Raw genomic sequence first — 17,635 nt, forward strand, 5'->3', positions numbered from 1 at the left:
TCTCCTTTATATTATTTAGTGAGATCGGGGTCAGTTTGATTTTGTTTTTCTTGTTCACGGCGGTACCAGTAATATGCGCCTTTCGCGATCATACGTAGCTGTAACACTAACCGTTCTTCCAGATGCTGCCTTTTTTCCTCATCGATATCTAGAGCTTCAGCACCTGCGCTAAAAACGATGGTGACCATGGATTCTGCTTGTAGCTCAGTAAAATGTCGTGGCATACGGCTTTCTTGTTCAAGGTAATCGGCAAGTTCTGCGATAAAGTGTTGGATTTCCCGTGCCACCGCTGCACGAAACTCAGCAGAGGTTCCAGAGCGTTCACGTAATAATAACCTAAACGCATTAGGGTTATTACCTATAAACTCCATAAAAGTCGAGATTGATGTGCGGATCACACTACCGCCTTTTGCAATGCGCTGACGCGCTTGGCGCATGAGTTGACGTAACATCAAGCCACTTTCATCAACCATCGTCAGCCCTAATTCATCAACATCTTTGAAATGGCGATAAAATGAAGTGGGTGCGATACCAGCCTCACGTGCAACTTCACGCAAGCTTAGGCTTGTAAAACTACGTTCTGCACTTAATTGGCTAAATGCGGCTTCAATGAGCGAACGACGAGTTTTTTCTTTCTGTTTTGCTCTAACGCCAATAATATTGCTCACGGTGATCCTGATTTCTATGTCATTAAACAGCCATTGATACACTCTAAATAATTCAAAGTGCAGCTACGTGATCAGTGAATGAATCGCTAGGATCATATATAAAGCTATAATCAGTAGCGAGTGAACACCGTTCACCCTATCTTCACAAAAAGCACTACAACTTGAATTATATGGCGAGTATATCAAAATAATAAAACTTCAGCTCCACTACCATTTAGCATACCTGAAATTTATTAGCCTGTTTGAGTGAAAAGGCGATTTGACCTACAGATTACTGTTTTTCAGACTTTGACCAAATCATTTTTCGGCAATTTTTTACTTTTTTATCAATTAACTGTGTTTTGTTTTACTAAGGTTGAATTTGTAAGACATGTCCCCAAAAAGCTTGAAGTTATTTAACATTTAAATCAGCATAATTTCAAAGGTGAGCGGTAAAGCGAGTAAATAATCGACGGATATGCTAACATCATGTTGTCATTTTGTTTTTAGAGCAGGTCTTACCTCATGCAACACATCCATTTTGATGCAATTGTCATTGGTTCCGGACCTGGCGGAGAAGGCGCCGCCATGGGGCTAGTGAAACAAGGGAAAAACGTCGCCGTCATTGAACGCTATAACAGTGTAGGCGGTGGTTGTACCCACTGGGGAACTATCCCTTCAAAAGCACTTCGCCACGCCGTTAGCCGAATTATCGAATTTAACCAAAATCCACTCTACAGTGATAATTCACGCTCCTTACGTTCCTCGTTCTCTGAAATTCTTCAGCATGCTGAAAGTGTCATTAGTCAACAAACACGTATGCGCCAAGGTTTTTATGAACGTAATGGTTGCCAAATGTTCTCTGGCGAAGCAACATTCATTGATGAAAAACATGTTAGCGTACGCTACGCCGATGGTAGCTGTGATGTTCTTAGTGCAGACAATATCGTGATCGCAACAGGCTCTCGTCCTTATTGCCCATCTGATGTTGATTTCAATCACTCACGTATCTACAACAGCGACACGATCCTGAATTTAACTCACGAACCGCGCCACGTAATTATCTATGGTGCTGGCGTGATCGGTTGTGAATACGCCTCTATCTTTCGAGGCTTAGGTGTCAAAGTTGATTTAATTAATACACGTGATCACCTACTTGCTTTCTTAGATCAAGAAATGTCAGATGCGCTTTCTTATCACTTCTGGAATAGTGGTGTCGTTATTCGCCATAATGAAGAATATGAGAAAATTGAAGGTGTTCCTGATGGCGTTATTGTTCACTTGAAATCAGGTAAAAAGGTGAAAGCTGACTGTTTGCTGTATGCCAACGGACGAACAGGTAATACTGATACACTCGGCTTAGCCAATGTTGGTATCGAAGCAGATGGCCGTGGGCTGATCAAAGTTGATAAAGCTTACCGAACTTCCAATGAACATATTTATGCAGTTGGTGATGTTATCGGCTATCCAAGTCTTGCTTCTGCGGCTTATGACCAAGGACGCATCGCTGCGCGAGCAATCACTGAAGGCTTAGGCAATGCTCACCTCGTTGAAGATATACCAACTGGCATTTATACCATTCCTGAAATTAGCTCTGTTGGTAAAACAGAACAGCAATTAACTGCAATGAAGATCCCATACGAAGTGGGCCGTGCTCAATTTAAACATTTAGCACGCGCACAAATTGCAGGTATGAATGTGGGTAGTTTGAAAATTCTATTCCATCGAGAAACTTTGCAAATTTTGGGTATTCACTGCTTTGGTGAAAGAGCCGCAGAAATTATTCACATTGGGCAAGCTATTATGGAGCAAAAAGGGGAAGGAAATACGATTGAGTATTTTGTGAACACTACGTTCAACTACCCGACAATGGCGGAAGCCTTCCGTGTAGCTGCATTGAATGGTTTAAATCGTCTTTTCTAAACTTCAACTACCATATTGCTGGGGATCTCCCAGCAATATGTCAATACGCCAAGCCAATTACATTTTCTTTCTATAATAACTATTCATTAGATTATAAATAGCTTCTGCTAGCTGCTCATAACGGCCACGTAAAGGCGAGCCAGGGCGATAAACAAGCACGACAGTACGCTTAGGCTCGGGATGGATACAATTTAAGTAGCATACCCCGTCACGACATGCCTCGTTGGGTACAGCTAAATCAGGCAATAATGTTATTCCACTGCCTGCTGCAACCATATTCCTCAATGTTTCTAAGCTGGTAGCACGGAAATGTGTATCTTCTTTAGCGCCTGCTTGAAAGCAAAAGCCCATCGCTTGGTCACGCAGACAATGCCCATCTTCCAACATTAATAATTTTTCACCCGATAACTCGCTCATATCAATAGTATTACGATCACGCCATGAGTGTCCTTCATAAATGGCAAGTTTCATCGGCTCTTCAAATAATGGCACAACAATAAAAGGATCAGTTTCTTTGACTTGAGCCAAAATTGCGCAATCAAGTTTACCGCTATCAAGCTGAGCTAATAACTGTTGGGTTTGTGCTTCATGTAAATAAATTTCCAGTTTAGGAAATAATTTATGTAACTCAGGAATAATTAATGGCAGTAAATATGGAGCAATTGTTGGGATCAAACCAATATGCAAAGGCCCCGACATGCTCTCTCCTTGTAAAGCAGCCATTTCTTGTAAGACTTTAATTTCTCTTAAAATCGTTCTGGCTTGCTCAACAAGCAATAAACCTTGCTGAGTGAATAAAACTTTACGACTGGTTCTTTCCAACAACATGACGCCAAGTTCTTCTTCTAGCTTACGTATTTGGCCACTCAATGTTGGTTGGCTCACGTGGCAAGAGTCAGCTGCACGGCGAAAATGTTTATGTTCAGCCAATGCCACTAGATATTCCAGATCGCGAATGTTCATTTTGCAGCCCTTATCTTTTATTAATATAAACTGCCAATCAGTATAGCAGGTTTCTGATGCTTTTAACTATCAATTAGAGTTAAATGTTCGAAATTACCTCGTAATTAGTACGTTACGTCGACAATAGGCCTACTTTTTATATGAATTAGCATAGTCATCATACCTTGGTGAAAGGTACGGTAACAAGAAGTATAGCGAATATATTAAAATTCATGGCAAAATAATATACACATAGAACACGCGGCATCTTTTATTTATATCTAAATAGTAATAACTACTTATCGATAACATAAACATATTTTTATATTATCGATAATTAAAATATCTTCCAATTCCTAAATAAACAAATGAGGCTATAGGACATAGTTTAAATTTAATAATGAAAAAACCAATGTAACATTCAGATAAATTATGTTTATCTTATTCATTGATTTATTAGTTTTCATTAAAAACAAATTGGCAACAGTTATATTCACCCTAGCTAAACGAATTAAACAAGCCGTATAGAGGTTCGAAAATAACAGCAAATAAAACCACCCAAAGGCATATTGATGTCAACATGTAACGCCATAGGCATATATGTAAGCGTTATTTTTAGAACCATAATCCAAATAATGCTTAATAGAGGGAATGCTTAAATACAAACATAACGAATCTTTCTTTAATATATTTACTCACATTTTCTTTTTAAAGTTAGTTAACACTCAAAATAAATTTATATCTATATAATCCATTTCGTCAAATACTGAAGGAATAATACAAATCCCCATTACAGAAAAATATATAGGTCTAATATTATGAATAAGAAAAAAACCATTTCCGCTTTGTCATTTATTTTGTTAACAACATCATTATTTTCTACAAACGTACAAGCAAATACAGGTCATGGAAAAATTACATTTAAAGCGACTATTGTATTTCCTCCATGCAGCTATAACGTTGCTAATAACGGCGCTAATTTGAATTGCTTTGATGGCGGTACAAGCACCATAAAAACGTCAAATATTCATAATATCCAAAAGAGTCAACCAACTGGCTGGCAACAACTTGAGAATAATAGAGGGATTTATCAATTTCAATGGATAAACAAAGCAAAAAATTTAGCAATGCTCTCAGTAGAATACCTTTAAAAAACACTGAAAATGCAGAATGTGATGAGTCACTATAAATCAACAGCGAGATTGTCTTATGGAAAACAGATAAAAGTGAAATATATTTAAACGCTAACGCGTATACTCGTGGAATTGGGGGCAGAATTCTCTCCCCCCCATGTTTAACTTATTCAATGCTAAAATAACATTATAACCCTAAACGAATTTTAGCTTCTGTAATTGCCTTTTGGACTTGTCCCTTAGAAACCCCACCTTTTGCTAAACGCTTATCTAAACATGATTGCAATGATAAAATTTCATAGACATCCAATTGGATGGTGTCACTGAATTTTTGCAAATCACTCAAAGCCATCTCTTCTAGTGCCTTACCTTGAGCGATAGCTGCAACCACCGCTTCACCAACAATATGATGCGCCTCGCGGAATGGAACACCTTTTGCTACAAGATAATCAGCGAGCTCTGTCGCATTGGCGTAACCTTGTTTTGCCGCGTCTTCACAACGCCCACGTCGGATTTGAATGCCATCAAGCACTAAAACAGCCATATGCATACAATCTAACCATGTATCAAGTGCATCAAAGAGGCCTTCTTTATCCTCTTGCATATCTTTATTGTATGCCAGTGGTAGGCCTTTAAGGGTCATCATCATGCCTGTTAATGCACCCTGTACACGTCCACATTTACCGCGGATCAATTCTAAGGCATCTGGGTTTTTCTTTTGCGGCATCAATGAAGAGCCTGAGGTGACTTTATCTGATAATTCGACAAAAGCTGCTTCGCCACTGTTAAAGAAGATTAAATCTTCAGCAAAACGCGATAAATGCACCATGCCAATACTGGCATCAGATAATAGTTCAAGGACATGATCCCTATCGGATACCGTATCGAGACTATTGCGCGTAGCAGCAGAGAATCCTAACCAACCCGCTAGCTGTTCGCGATCGATATCATAAGCAGTGCCAGCTAATGCGCCACAACCTAATGGGCTCACATCTAAACGTTTCAATGTATCTTTTAAACGGCTTTCATCACGCGCAAGCATCTCACTGTAAGCTAAGCACCAATGTGCAAAAGTGACTGGCTGTGCACGTTGCAAATGAGTGTATCCAGGCATCACCGCATCTTGATTATTTTCAGCCGTGATAACCAACGCTTTTTGCAGCTCCGAAACCGCCTCTAATAACAAAGCAACCTGATCTTTACACCACAGTTTTAAATCCGTTGCCACTTGGTCGTTGCGACTACGACCGGTATGCAGTTTTTTTCCTAAATCCCCTACTTTATCAATCAGTTTTCCTTCGACCCAACTATGAATATCTTCAGCATCACTTTGCAGAATACTTTCAGGGTTATCTTGAACCTCTTGCAATAATTCATTCAATGCCTGTTCTAAAGATTGCTGCTCCGCCGCTGATAACACTCCAACAGTGACCAACGCTTTTGACCATGCAACCGAACCAATAATGTCTTGCTGTGCTAAGCGATAATCAAAGCGCAATGAATCATTAAATTGTTTAAACCGCTGATCGGCTTCTTGACTAAAACGTCCACCCCAAAGTGCCATAATTGATCCCTATCTGATTGATAAAATATACTCTTCATCCATTAAGCTACAGGGATGTTGACTACCTGCAACTTGAATTATTTAGAGTATATATGTCGTACCCGGCAGCCTACCGCTGCCGGGAAAATACTAAAACTATTTCGCTTTATTCTGTTCCTTCAACGCACGAATACGTGAAGACAGTGAATATAGACGGATAAAACCACCAGCATGGCTGTGATCATAAACTTCATCTTCACCGAATGTAGCGAACTCTTCAGAATACAGGCTCTTATCCGCTTTCTTCTGAATTGCCGTCACTTGCCCTTTATACAATTTCAATACCACTTCACCCGTCACATCTTGCGCTAAAGATTCTGCCGCAGCTTGTAGAGATTGACGTAAAGGTGCAAACCAACGACCGTCATAAACCACATAAGACATTTCTAGACCTAATTGCTCACGCCATTTAAAGCTATCGCGATCCAGAACCAGCTGCTCAATGCCACGCAGAGCAGCCATCATGATGGTTCCCCCTGGGGTTTCATAACAACCACGTGATTTCATGCCGACTAAACGGTTTTCAACAATATCAATACGGCCCACACCATGCTTCGCACCCAGTACGTTCAGAGTCTCAAGGCAACCCAGTGGTGACAGCGCTTTACCATTAACAGAAACGACTTCACCTTGTTTCACACCAACGGTGACTAATTCAGCTTCATCTGGTGCATCTTTTGGATCAACCGTCCACACCCAGCAGTCCTGATTAGCCGCATTCCATGTGCTTTCTAATACACCCCCTTCCGTTGAGATGTGCCATGCGTTTTCATCACGGCTATAAATTTTCTCAAGGCTTGCTGTCGTTGGGATATTACGCTCTTTTAAGTAATCAAGAAGCGCTTCACGAGAACGTAAATCCCACTCACGCCATGGCGCAACCACTTTTAATTGAGGTGCTAACGCAGTGTATGTACTTTCAAAACGAACTTGGTCGTTGCCTTTACCTGTTGCGCCATGAGCAACAGCATCAGCACCCACTTTCAATGCAATTTCAACTTGCGCTTTAGCAATAATTGGGCGCGCCATTGACGTCCCTAATAGGTAGCTACCTTCATAAAGAGCGCCTGTTTTTAATACTGGGTAAATATATTCTTTGATAAATTCTTCGCGCAGATCGACGACATAGCATTCAGATGCCCCTGATTGCAGCGCTTTTTGTTCAACACCAACCAGATCTTCTCTGTCTTGCCCAACATCAGCAACGAATGCAACTACTTCACAATCATCATAGTTTTCTTTTAACCATGGAATAATTGCTGATGTATCTAAACCACCTGAGTACGCTAATACAATTTTTTTGATGCCCTTTTTCATAACTTATCTATCCCGATTCCGCTTAATTAAGAGTTCATTTGTTTATTTGATTAGCAAAGCTAACCGCATGCATCTCACTTTCGATGCTAAAATTCGAGTTCCGATGGAGGTACCATTAAATAGTGCGGGTAATTGCTCCGCATGACGCCAACTCGCAATATCAACGGGTCGCTGTAAGGTGGTTGCTGCATCAAGTGCCGCATTGACTTTTACAATCATGCCGTCGGTAATAATGCCTTGTTCAATTAGTTTCTGAGCTTTCTCCGTCGTCATTTCATCAATTTTTTGGCCTTTACCATCAAGAATGCCGCTCACATCAGACAATAGAACTAAATCTGCATTCAATGCCTGTGCAATCGCTGTAGCCGCTTGGTCTGCATTGACGTTCATTAATAAACCATCCGATGTCACACCAATTGAACTGATAATTGGTAAATAATCTGCATCTAATAGTAATTGCAGTAATTTCGCATTGCCCGGTTTCGCACTGCCAACATGACCTAGTTCATCATTAAGTTGAGTCACTACCGCACTTTGCCCATCACCTAATGATAGACCAACCGCTTGTAGCTGGTATTTAGTTGCCCACGCCAATAATGTTTTATTAGCAGTCCCCGCTAATGCCCCAGTAATGATGTCAATTTGATCTGCTGGGGTGACGCGTAGCCCTTGCTTTTTAACTACCGGTAATTGCAATTTCTGCATTAATTCATCAACTAAGCAGCCACCACCATGCACAATGACTAATGGTCTTTGATGTGACTGACGATAAGTTTGCAATGCCGTAAACAGCCTCTCTAGCGCTTCTTCGCTGTCGAGTAATACACCACCCAATTTAATCACTAATGGTTGCATGGGGTTGATCCTTAATAAGTTCATTGACCGTGATGGCACTAAAATAATGATTGTGTTTCATTAAAATCGAAACGAATATTCATGCATTGCACTGCCTGTGCAGCTGCGCCTTTTAATAAATTGTCTTCTGTACCCACTAATATCAGATGTTCACCTTTTAGCACAAAGCCGATATCACAAAATGGTGTACCAACCACAGATTTTAGTGCCGGAACGCCTTTGTCATATAAACGCACCAACGGTTTACTTTGATAGGCATCTTTAAATACTTGACGAATTTGCTCATCAGTTACCCCTGCTTTCACCTTGCAAGTGATCGTGGCAAGGATACCGCGAGCAAAATTGCCTAAATGTGGAGTGAAAATGACTTCACGGCCTAAATGCGTTGCAATTTCGGGTTGGTGACGGTGAGTAAAAATGCCATAAGGCTGCAAACTCACCTCACAAAAACTATTAGTCATGGAAGCTTTACGCCCAGCACCTGAAACACCACTGGTTGCATTAATGACGGGCCACATTTGTTCATCAAGTAATTTAGCCTCAATCAGTGGTTTAAGCGCTAACTGAGAAACAGTTGGATAGCACCCCGGTACCGCGATCAACTGGGCTTGACGAATTTTATCAGCCTGCCATTCTGCAAGGCCGTAAACGGCTTGATCTAACCATTTACTGTTTGTATGTTCAAAACCATAGTATTGTGGATAGAAAGCAGCATCTTGAACACGATAGGCGCCTGATAAATCAAACACGACACAACCCGCTTCTAAAAATTGAGGGGCGATGTCATGGCTCACTTCATGAGCCGTTGCAAGAAATACGACATCAACGCCTTGTGCTACTGCTGCAACATCGGTCAATGGTTGCACTGGAATATCGATGATGCCTTTATACTGGGGATGTAAATCAGAGAAGCATTTACCTGCATCAGCACTTTGCGCTGACACCATCAACCCTTGAAGATTTATTTCAGGATGACGTTGCAGATAAGCCGCTAATTCCGCTCCAGTATAGCCACTGGCCCCGATAATGAGTGTGTTCAACATATACTTTCTACCTTGTACTCGTGACCCAAACAGTTTAATGTGTATTTTTATTCAAATAAAGTGCATGAATATTGATACTATTATGGATAAAGGCTGTCAACAGTGAATATTAAATTACCTGCATTTATTGAGATTTATCGTCAATTAATTGCCACTCCATCCATCAGTGCAACTGATGCACAACTCGATCAGAGCAATAAAGCACTGGTTGAATTGCTGGGAGGCTGGCTAGAAACACTTGGATTTACGGTTAATATCCAACCCGTACCGGATACCCGTGATAAATACAATCTATTAGCATCAATTGGTGAAGGCAGTGGTGGCCTAATGTTGTGTGGCCACACAGATACCGTCCCCTTTGATGAAGGCCGTTGGAGTAAAGATCCTTTTGCATTGACGGAGCACGACGGTAAGCTCTATGGCTTAGGGACCGCCGACATGAAAGGCTTTTTTGCTTTTATTGTTGATGCGCTGCGTGATATTGATACGAGCAAATTTACTCGTCCACTGCATATTCTTGCAACTGCCGATGAAGAGACCTCAATGGCGGGGGCACGTTATTTTGCGGCGAGTACTCAACTGCGCCCTGACTTTGCCATTATTGGTGAACCTACCTCGTTACAGCCAATACGTGCGCATAAAGGGCACCTTTCAAATGCCATTCGTATTACCGGTCAGTCGGGGCACTCAAGTGATCCAGCCCGAGGTGTTAATGCAATTGAATTAATGCATGAGTCGATTAGCCATTTGATGACGCTACGTAACACATTGAAAGAGCGTTATAACAACCCTGCGTTCGTGATCCCCTACCCAACGATGAATTTCGGTCATATTCATGGTGGTGATGCTGCGAACCGCATTTGTGGTTGCTGTGAATTACACATGGATATTCGTCCTTTACCGGGTCTAACCTTACAAGATCTCGATGAGCTATTGAATGAAACCCTTGAACCAGTCAAAGCAAAATGGCCGGGTCGTTTAGACATTGAAGCACTGCATCCCCCTATCCCAGGTTATGAATGCCCAACTGATCATAAAATGGTCGCTGTGATTGAACAACTTCTCGGTCAAAAAGCAGATACTGTTAATTACTGTACGGAAGCCCCTTTTATTCAAGAGCTCTGCCCTACTTTAGTTCTTGGCCCCGGCTCAATTGAACAAGCTCATCAGCCTGATGAGTTTATCGATATCGCATTTATTGAACCCACCCGCCAACTGATTGGTCAGCTGATTGAACATTTTTGTCTGACTGAATAAAATTTGATAAGCGCAATAGCATCTTGCTGTTGCGCTTTCTTCAACTTGAATTTTTTTCCTATTGCCTCTGAAAAACTCTCACTGTGACTATTTCATTTAAGTGTTGACTCTATTTAAATATTCGGTAATCTCTATTTAGACGTCTAAACGTATAGACGCGTAAATGGATATAATAAACTATCGATACAATTACGATTGCAAGACTTAATGTCACGAGAGGCAGGGTATGAGTTTTTTTCACGCAAATCAGCGCGAGGCGCTAAACCAAAATTTGGCAGAGTTAGATGGGCAGATTAATGTCTCCTTTGAATTTTTTCCGCCGCGTACTGAAGAGATGGAACAAACTCTCTGGAAATCGATTGATCGGTTAAAGAATCTTAAACCTAAGTTTGTCTCTGTGACCTACGGCGCAAATTCAGGCGAACGTGATAGAACCCATAGCATTATTAAAGACATTAAAGAAAAAACGGGTCTCATCGCGGCTCCTCATTTGACTTGTATCGATGCATCACGCGATGAATTAAAAGAGATCGCACGTGATTATTGGAATAGTGGAATTCGTCAAATCGTGGCACTGCGTGGTGATTTACCCGATAACAGTAGCAAACCCGATATGTATGCAGCGGATTTAGTCGAATTACTGAAAACCGAAGCCGACTTTGATATTTCTGTTGCTGCTTACCCTGAAGTCCATCCTGAAGCGAAAAGCGCTCAGGCAGACTTAATTAGCTTAAAAAAGAAAATTGATGCAGGTGCTAACCGCGCGATCACCCAATTCTTTTTTGATGTTGAAAGCTATTTACGCTTTCGCGACCGTTGTGTCGCAACAGGCATTGATGTGGAAATCGTACCGGGTATTTTGCCTGTTTCAAATTTCCGCCAGCTAGAGCGTTTTGCCAAGCTCACCAACGTACGTATTCCATCATGGATGAGCAAAATGTATGAAGGGTTAGATAATGACCCCGAAAGCCGCAATTTAGTTGGTGCATCGATTGCGATGGATATGGTGAAAATTTTAAGCCGAGAAGGTGTGAAGGATTTCCATTTTTATACGTTGAACCGCTCTGAACTAACTTATGCTATTTGCCATACGTTAGGGGTAAGACCGTAAGACTCGCCGATCATTTATTAGGACTGCAATTGATGTGGTCCTAACTCCATCACCTAAGCTAATACTCTATATTATTCAAGTTATTACTTTGATTAGTTCTGCAACTAAAAAATCTAACCATTTGAAATATAAAATTATAACGAAGTCGAAACAAAGCTAAAATCTATAGAACAATAATTACACAATTTAAGAATAGTGAAAACACGACAACTCTAGAACAATTTTTAGATGATTAATTACTTTTATCATTATCAATTTACTGATTTATAAGCAATAAAGGCTACCAATAATATAGTAGCCTTTATCTTTATATAGATATAATTATATTAACCCGTATTACGCATACCCGCGGCAACACCGGCAATGGTCACCATCAATGCTTGCTCAACGCGCGGATCTGGCTGCTCTTGCTGGCGAGAGCGGTGTAGTAATTCTGCCTGTAAAACGTTTAATGGATCTGTGTAAACATTACGTAAGGCAATTGATTCAGCAATCCATGGCAAATCAGCCATCAGTGCCTCATCTTTCGAAACAGCTAACACACTTTTGATATCTTCAGAAAGCTGTTCACGTAGTTTCAAGCCAAGAGGCCAAAGGCGCTCTTCCACCAAACGGTGGTCGTAATATTCAGCGAGCCATAAGTCCGCTTTCGCATACACCATTTCTAACATAGCAATACGTGTGTTGAAGAAAGGCCATTGCTGCCACATTTCATCCAATACAGCTTGTTTGCCTTCTTGTTCAATCACATGCTTCAGTGCAGCGCCTGCCCCTAACCATGCAGGGAGCATTAAACGGTTCTGAGTCCACGCAAAAATCCATGGGATAGCACGTAAAGTTTCAACCCCCCCCGTTGGGCGACGTTTTGCAGGACGTGAGCCTAGTGGTAATTTACCTAATTCAAGCTCAGGTGTTGCAGCGCGGAAGTAAGGCACAAAGTCAGGCTGTTCGAGGACATAGTCACGATACATAGCACAAGAAACATCAGATAGAGAATCCATTACAGATTTCCACTCTTGTTTTGGCTCAGGTGGTGGCAGTAAGTTCGCTTCTAAAATAGCACTCGCGTATAACGCTAAGCTACTGATCGCCACCTGTGGTAAACCAAACTTAAAGCGGATCATCTCACCTTGTTCAGTGACACGTAAACCACCTCGTAAGCTTCCCGGCGGTTGAGAGAGCAGTGCAGAATGAGCAGGTGCACCACCTCGGCCAATTGTGCCGCCACGGCCATGGAAGAGTGTTAATGTGACGCCTTCTTTATCACATAACTTAATTAGAGCATCTTGTGCGCGGTATTGTGCCCAAGAAGCAGCCATAACCCCCGCATCTTTTGCTGAGTCAGAATAACCAATCATGACCATCTGACGATCATCAATTAGCTCACGATACCATTCGATACTTAGCAGCTTTTTCATCACGCTTTCAGCGTTGTTTAAGTCTTCAAGTGTTTCAAATAGTGGTGCAACAGGTAAACGCACTGAAGCGCCGGCTTCTTTGAGTAATAGCTTAACCGCAAGTACATCAGAAGGCACTTTTGCCATGGAAATGACATAGGCCGCGACAGAATCATTCTTAGATTCCGCAATCACACGACAGGTTTCGAAGACTTCTGCTGTTTCAGCACTTGGTTGCCAACTACGCGGGATCAACGGACGACGCGATTGCAATTCCGTTAATAAGAAGTCTTGCTTCTCTTCTTCAGACCAAGTGGCATAGTCACCTAAACCTAAATACTGTGTTAACTCAGACAGAGCTTCCGTATGACGCGTACTTTCTTGGCGAACATCGATACGGACGAGTTGCAAACCGAAGCTACGTACACGACGTAATGTATCCAGTAGTTGTCCATTCGCAATGATACTCATCCCACATGCCATGAGTGATTGATAGCATGCGTACAACGGTTCCCACAATTGTGCATTGTCGGTCAATAAATCAGCAGGTGGCAGTACTTGCTCACCTTTGACTCGGCGCTCTAAATATTCCAAAGTGGAAAATAGCTGGCCTCGCAGGTTTTTAGCTATTTGTCGATAAGGCTCATCAACATCATCACCTCCTGCTAATGCACGCAGTTCTGGGGTTGCTTCGGTCATCGATAGTTCGGAGACCAGAACTTGAATATCTTTTAAGAATAAATCCGCCGCTTTCCAACGACTGAGCAATAATACATGACGCGTAACTTCTGAAGTTACATTTGGGTTACCATCACGATCCCCACCCATCCATGAGGTAAAGCGAATTGGGTTGGCTTCAACCGGTAACACTGTACCGATAGATTCTTCAAGCTGCTCATTAAACTCACGTAAAAATGCAGGTACCGCTTCCCACAATGAGTTTTCTACAACTGCAAATCCCCATTTTGCTTCATCGATAGGCGTTGGGCGAATTTTACGAATTTCATCGGTATGCCACGATTGCGCGACTAATTGACGCAAGCGACGCATGATATTGTTGCGCTCGTAATCGGCCAAATCATCATGATCGAGTTGTGATAAACAGGTATTTACTTCAACCAGTTTATGGATCAGGGTACGACGTGCTATCTCTGTGGGATGAGCCGTTAAAACCAATTCGATTGAGAGCTGGTTAACCGCTTTATGAATATCGCCATCAGTAAAACTTTTATCTTTTAAGCGGCTGAATAAGTTTTTGAGTGCAACAGGATTACTCGCTGCTTCACCGTGTGGTGAGATGCTGTGATATTGCTCAGCAACGTTAGTCAGGTTTAAAAACTGGTTAAATGCCCTCGCAACTGGTAGTAGTTCATCATTAGAGAGGTTTTGTAATGTCATTAACAGTTTTTGGCGCTGTACTTCATTACCAGCACGAGATGATTTTGACAATTTACGGATGGATTCCACTTTATCGAGGATGTCCTCACCTAAAGCTTCCTTAATTGTGTCGCCGAGTAGCTTACCCAACATACTGACATTACTACGCATTGCAGAATATTGCTGATTCATGAGACTTTAACCTTGTGCTTCTGGCAGAATGCGGTCCGTTCTAGGTTAGTTAACGGTTAGCAACTGCGTCCAATTTCCTGTAATTAAATTTCAGCAAGCTGCGCTGGAGTTGTAGTTTTGTGATGCAGCCACCAAATTTTACCCTTGCCTCTATATAGATATCAGAAAAAAAGCAATTTGGGGGATTTTTCTGAAATTTAATTACAGCGATATTTTTATTAGTTTTTCTTATTCATGTCTTGCTTTAGCGCAATATATTGTCGATTCAGCACTTTTAAGACATGAATATTGCTTAAGAATTAAATCATCAGAACAAAAACGCAAAAATAGATAGGATTAATTGTAAGGAGGTAGGCATTAAAAAAATAATACCTACCTTAAAAATACGTTATAGCAGCTGAGAAAGACGATTAAGATCTGATTGGATAGCCCCCGCAGTTACATCACGACCCGCACCGGGCCCGCGGATCACTAATGGATTATCGCGGTACCAACGACTTTCGATGGCAAAAACATTATCGCCCGGTAGTAATGAAGATAGAGGATGATCAGGTTTAACCGCTTCGACACCAACACGAGCACGCCCTTTCACCGCATCAAATCGCGCAACATAGCGCAAAACCATCCCCATTTCTTGGGCTGCTTCTAAGCGTTGTTGCATCTGTTCATTAATCAGTGCACTATTTTCAAAAAACTCATCTAATGAGCCGGCTTCTGCTTGCGGAGGAACCAATGATTCAACACGGACATCCGTAGGTTCAATTTCATAACCTGCTTCGCGAGCTAAAATAATCAATTTACGCATGACATCTTGCCCCGAGAGGTCAATTCGTGGATCAGGTTCCGTCAAACCTTGTTGCCATGCTTGTTCAACTAATTCGCTGAAAGGTACAGAGCCATCAAACTGTAAAAAAAGCCATGACAAAGTGCCGGAAAAAATACCGCTGATGGCTAAAATAGCATCGCCACTTTCTTTGAGATCACGCACAGTATGATTGATTGGTAAACCTGCCCCTACCGTGGCGTTATACAACCAATGACGCCCAGTTTTACTGAATGCATCACGAATTTGGCGATACTGCTGTGTTTCTGCTGCCCCCGCAATTTTATTAGCACTGATAACATGGAAGCCATAACTGGCAAAATCAATATAGCTATTCGCCAGCTCCGCGCTCGCTGTTACATCAAGCACAACGAGATCATCATATGGGTGGGAGCGCATCCATAAAAACAGATTATCGTCCTGATGTTCTATTGCATCATCATCGAAAAAGGCTAAGGCACGACTAGGATCAATACCTTGGTAATTAAGCAAACTGCGGCGGCTATCAACGACACCAGCAAGCACGAAATCAAAATCACTACGCGCAGAAATATTCGGTTGTTCAGCGGCAAATAGCTCTAACCAACGAGCACCTATATTGCCTTTACCAAATAAAACTAATCCAATACGTTTTTCGGCTCGGAACAGACTTTGATGCATGCCTTGAATTAAATGTTCAGTCTGGTTTGAACGCAATACCGCAACTAAGCTGATCCCATCTTCCGAATGCCAAACAAATTCAACAGGCTGCTCTTTCAATTCTGCGTAGAAGCGATGACTATGCAGTGGGTTTTTACATACCCCTGCCCCCACTAATGCCACCAATGAAAAACCTTCACGTAGTGATAACGTTCCCGGAAGCGCGGCTTCTTCTAAAATATTCAAGGCACTTTCAACAATTTCAGAGGTATAACAAAATTGCAGTAAATTCCTATCAGGATGAATACCATGCGCGAGTGGACGTAGCTGAGTACGCTTCAATAGTGAATCGATATCCTTATAGATCTGATTAAAATCACGCCCTTGTGCAATTCTGAGTTCAATTAAACATACATCATCATGACTCGTCACAATTTTTGCGCCAGTTCCTGATGCTAAGACACGTTCAATTTTTGTTGAACCTTGCTCAGGCTGATAGCTGCATCTTAATTGCAGGTCGATATTACTCACAGAAACGGGTTGTAAGGTACGTGTATGTAGTACCGGTGCAGCAAGACGAGCGAGTTCGCTGGCTTCATCTAAACGCAATAAAGGCAATAAACAGGCGTCTTTAATTTTACGTGGGTCAGCGCTATATACCCCTGCTACATCGCTCCAAATAGTGACTTTTTCAGCATCTGCTAATGCGCCGACTTGTGTTGCCGAATAATCGCTACCATTACGCCCTAGAAGAACCGTTTCACCCGCTTGGTTACGGGAAATAAACCCTGTCACAACCAAACGATGTTTAGGATACTGCGCTAAAATTTGCTGTAATAATTGGCGTGATTGTGGCTCATCAACCTGCGGCTGAGCTGCTCTTTCTGCACGCAAAAACGCCCGAGCATCTAACCAAACACTTTGCATGCCTGATTCTTGCAACACCTCAGACATCAGGCGTGCTGACCATATTTCACCGTGACCAACGACTTCGGCGTAAGAAGCATCATTAATCGGTTTATCCAGTAAAGCACTTAAGCGCTCTAAATCTTCGATAAATAAACGAGTTAGTTTGCTGGCCTTCTCTTCTGGCAATAGCCCATTAATTAAATCTTGCTGGTAACGACGTAAGTATTGCTGAACTTGATGAGCAGAAATACGATCACTTTGACTTAATTTTAGCCAATTAATTAACTGATTTGTTGTACTACCCGCAGCTGAAACCACCATTAAGTCACCGGATTGGCTATAGTTAGCCATAATATTGGCGACCCGCTGATAACATTTCGCATCAGCTAAACTACTCCCTCCAAATTTATGTAACTGGCGGTGATGTGGACCCGCCTCAACTGCTGTCAGTGCACTCATCAAATACT

Annotated in this window: 12 protein-coding genes; 4 read left to right on the forward strand and 8 right to left on the reverse strand. The window is 41.8% G+C overall.

Annotation, left to right across the window (positions count from 1 at the left end):
- Nucleotides 1-11: 11 nt before the first annotated feature.
- Nucleotides 12-668 (reverse strand): HTH-type transcriptional repressor FabR, encoded by a 657-nt coding sequence (gene fabR, locus M1E96_RS20010; protein ID WP_070927470.1) that lies wholly within the window; start codon nucleotides 666-668, stop codon nucleotides 12-14.
- 504 nt (nucleotides 669-1,172) lie between these two features.
- Between fabR and sthA the strand changes: the two genes are divergently transcribed.
- Nucleotides 1,173-2,570 carry a Si-specific NAD(P)(+) transhydrogenase gene (gene sthA, locus M1E96_RS20015; protein ID WP_272580750.1) on the forward strand — a complete coding sequence of 466 codons (1,398 nt, stop codon included), beginning with the start codon at nucleotides 1,173-1,175 and terminating at the stop codon, nucleotides 2,568-2,570.
- A 57-nt stretch (nucleotides 2,571-2,627) separates the two neighbouring features.
- Here sthA and oxyR read toward each other — a convergent pair whose 3' ends face one another.
- Entirely contained in the window at nucleotides 2,628-3,533 is a 906-nt protein-coding gene (oxyR, locus tag M1E96_RS20020; RefSeq protein WP_070927466.1) for a DNA-binding transcriptional regulator OxyR, read from the reverse strand.
- Between the two features lie 797 nt (nucleotides 3,534-4,330).
- Between oxyR and M1E96_RS20025 the strand changes: the two genes are divergently transcribed.
- Nucleotides 4,331-4,663, forward strand: a complete 333-nt coding sequence (locus M1E96_RS20025; RefSeq protein WP_319067972.1) for a pilus assembly protein — start codon at nucleotides 4,331-4,333, stop codon at nucleotides 4,661-4,663.
- A gap of 169 nt (nucleotides 4,664-4,832) precedes the next feature.
- Here M1E96_RS20025 and argH read toward each other — a convergent pair whose 3' ends face one another.
- From argH to argC, 4 genes are all read right to left on the reverse strand, one after another.
- Nucleotides 4,833-6,209: an argininosuccinate lyase gene (gene argH, locus M1E96_RS20030; protein ID WP_319067974.1), complete on the reverse strand. Its 1,377-nt coding sequence runs from the start codon at nucleotides 6,207-6,209 to the stop codon at nucleotides 4,833-4,835.
- Nucleotides 6,210-6,344: 135 nt separating this feature from the next.
- On the reverse strand, nucleotides 6,345-7,565 hold the full coding sequence (locus M1E96_RS20035) for an argininosuccinate synthase (protein WP_070927460.1): 1,221 nt from the start codon (nucleotides 7,563-7,565) through the stop codon (nucleotides 6,345-6,347).
- Between the two features lie 42 nt (nucleotides 7,566-7,607).
- Nucleotides 7,608-8,420 carry an acetylglutamate kinase gene (gene argB / locus M1E96_RS20040; RefSeq protein ID WP_369427295.1) on the reverse strand — a complete coding sequence of 271 codons (813 nt, stop codon included), beginning with the start codon at nucleotides 8,418-8,420 and terminating at the stop codon, nucleotides 7,608-7,610.
- 38 nt (nucleotides 8,421-8,458) lie between these two features.
- Nucleotides 8,459-9,463: an N-acetyl-gamma-glutamyl-phosphate reductase gene (gene argC, locus M1E96_RS20045; RefSeq protein WP_140183098.1), complete on the reverse strand. Its 1,005-nt coding sequence runs from the start codon at nucleotides 9,461-9,463 to the stop codon at nucleotides 8,459-8,461.
- 102 nt (nucleotides 9,464-9,565) lie between these two features.
- Here argC and argE point away from each other — a divergent pair, with 102 nt between their 5' ends.
- Complete coding sequence (argE, locus tag M1E96_RS20050) at nucleotides 9,566-10,720, forward strand: acetylornithine deacetylase (RefSeq protein ID WP_140183097.1); 1,155 nt, start codon at nucleotides 9,566-9,568, stop codon at nucleotides 10,718-10,720.
- 226 nt (nucleotides 10,721-10,946) lie between these two features.
- Nucleotides 10,947-11,831, forward strand: a complete 885-nt coding sequence (metF, locus tag M1E96_RS20055) for a methylenetetrahydrofolate reductase (protein ID WP_070927454.1) — start codon at nucleotides 10,947-10,949, stop codon at nucleotides 11,829-11,831.
- Between the two features lie 326 nt (nucleotides 11,832-12,157).
- Here metF and ppc read toward each other — a convergent pair whose 3' ends face one another.
- Complete coding sequence (gene ppc, locus M1E96_RS20060; RefSeq protein ID WP_319067979.1) at nucleotides 12,158-14,797, reverse strand: phosphoenolpyruvate carboxylase; 2,640 nt, start codon at nucleotides 14,795-14,797, stop codon at nucleotides 12,158-12,160.
- A 388-nt stretch (nucleotides 14,798-15,185) separates the two neighbouring features.
- Nucleotides 15,186-17,627: a bifunctional aspartate kinase/homoserine dehydrogenase II gene (locus M1E96_RS20065; RefSeq protein WP_319067981.1), complete on the reverse strand. Its 2,442-nt coding sequence runs from the start codon at nucleotides 17,625-17,627 to the stop codon at nucleotides 15,186-15,188.
- Nucleotides 17,628-17,635 lie beyond the last annotated feature (8 nt).

Origin of the sequence: Providencia sp. PROV236 (assembly GCF_033676985.1) — a bacterium.
GTDB lineage: Bacteria > Pseudomonadota > Gammaproteobacteria > Enterobacterales > Enterobacteriaceae > Providencia > Providencia manganoxydans.

Bases quoted from the DNA above. Each gene is read 5' to 3' on its own strand.
- sthA (WP_272580750.1), top strand. From the start codon at position 1,173: ATGCAACACATCCATTTTGATGCAATTGTCATTGGTTCCGGACCTGGC.
- oxyR (WP_070927466.1), bottom strand. From the start codon at position 3,533: ATGAACATTCGCGATCTGGAATATCTAGTGGCATTGGCTGAACATAAA.
- M1E96_RS20025 (WP_319067972.1), top strand. From the start codon at position 4,331: ATGAATAAGAAAAAAACCATTTCCGCTTTGTCATTTATTTTGTTAACA.
- argH (WP_319067974.1), bottom strand. From the start codon at position 6,209: ATGGCACTTTGGGGTGGACGTTTTAGTCAAGAAGCCGATCAGCGGTTT.
- M1E96_RS20035 (WP_070927460.1), bottom strand. From the start codon at position 7,565: ATGAAAAAGGGCATCAAAAAAATTGTATTAGCGTACTCAGGTGGTTTA.
- argB (WP_369427295.1), bottom strand. From the start codon at position 8,420: ATGCAACCATTAGTGATTAAATTGGGTGGTGTATTACTCGACAGCGAA.
- argC (WP_140183098.1), bottom strand. From the start codon at position 9,463: ATGTTGAACACACTCATTATCGGGGCCAGTGGCTATACTGGAGCGGAA.
- metF (WP_070927454.1), top strand. From the start codon at position 10,947: ATGAGTTTTTTTCACGCAAATCAGCGCGAGGCGCTAAACCAAAATTTG.
- ppc (WP_319067979.1), bottom strand. From the start codon at position 14,797: ATGAATCAGCAATATTCTGCAATGCGTAGTAATGTCAGTATGTTGGGT.
- M1E96_RS20065 (WP_319067981.1), bottom strand. From the start codon at position 17,627: ATGAGTGCACTGACAGCAGTTGAGGCGGGTCCACATCACCGCCAGTTA.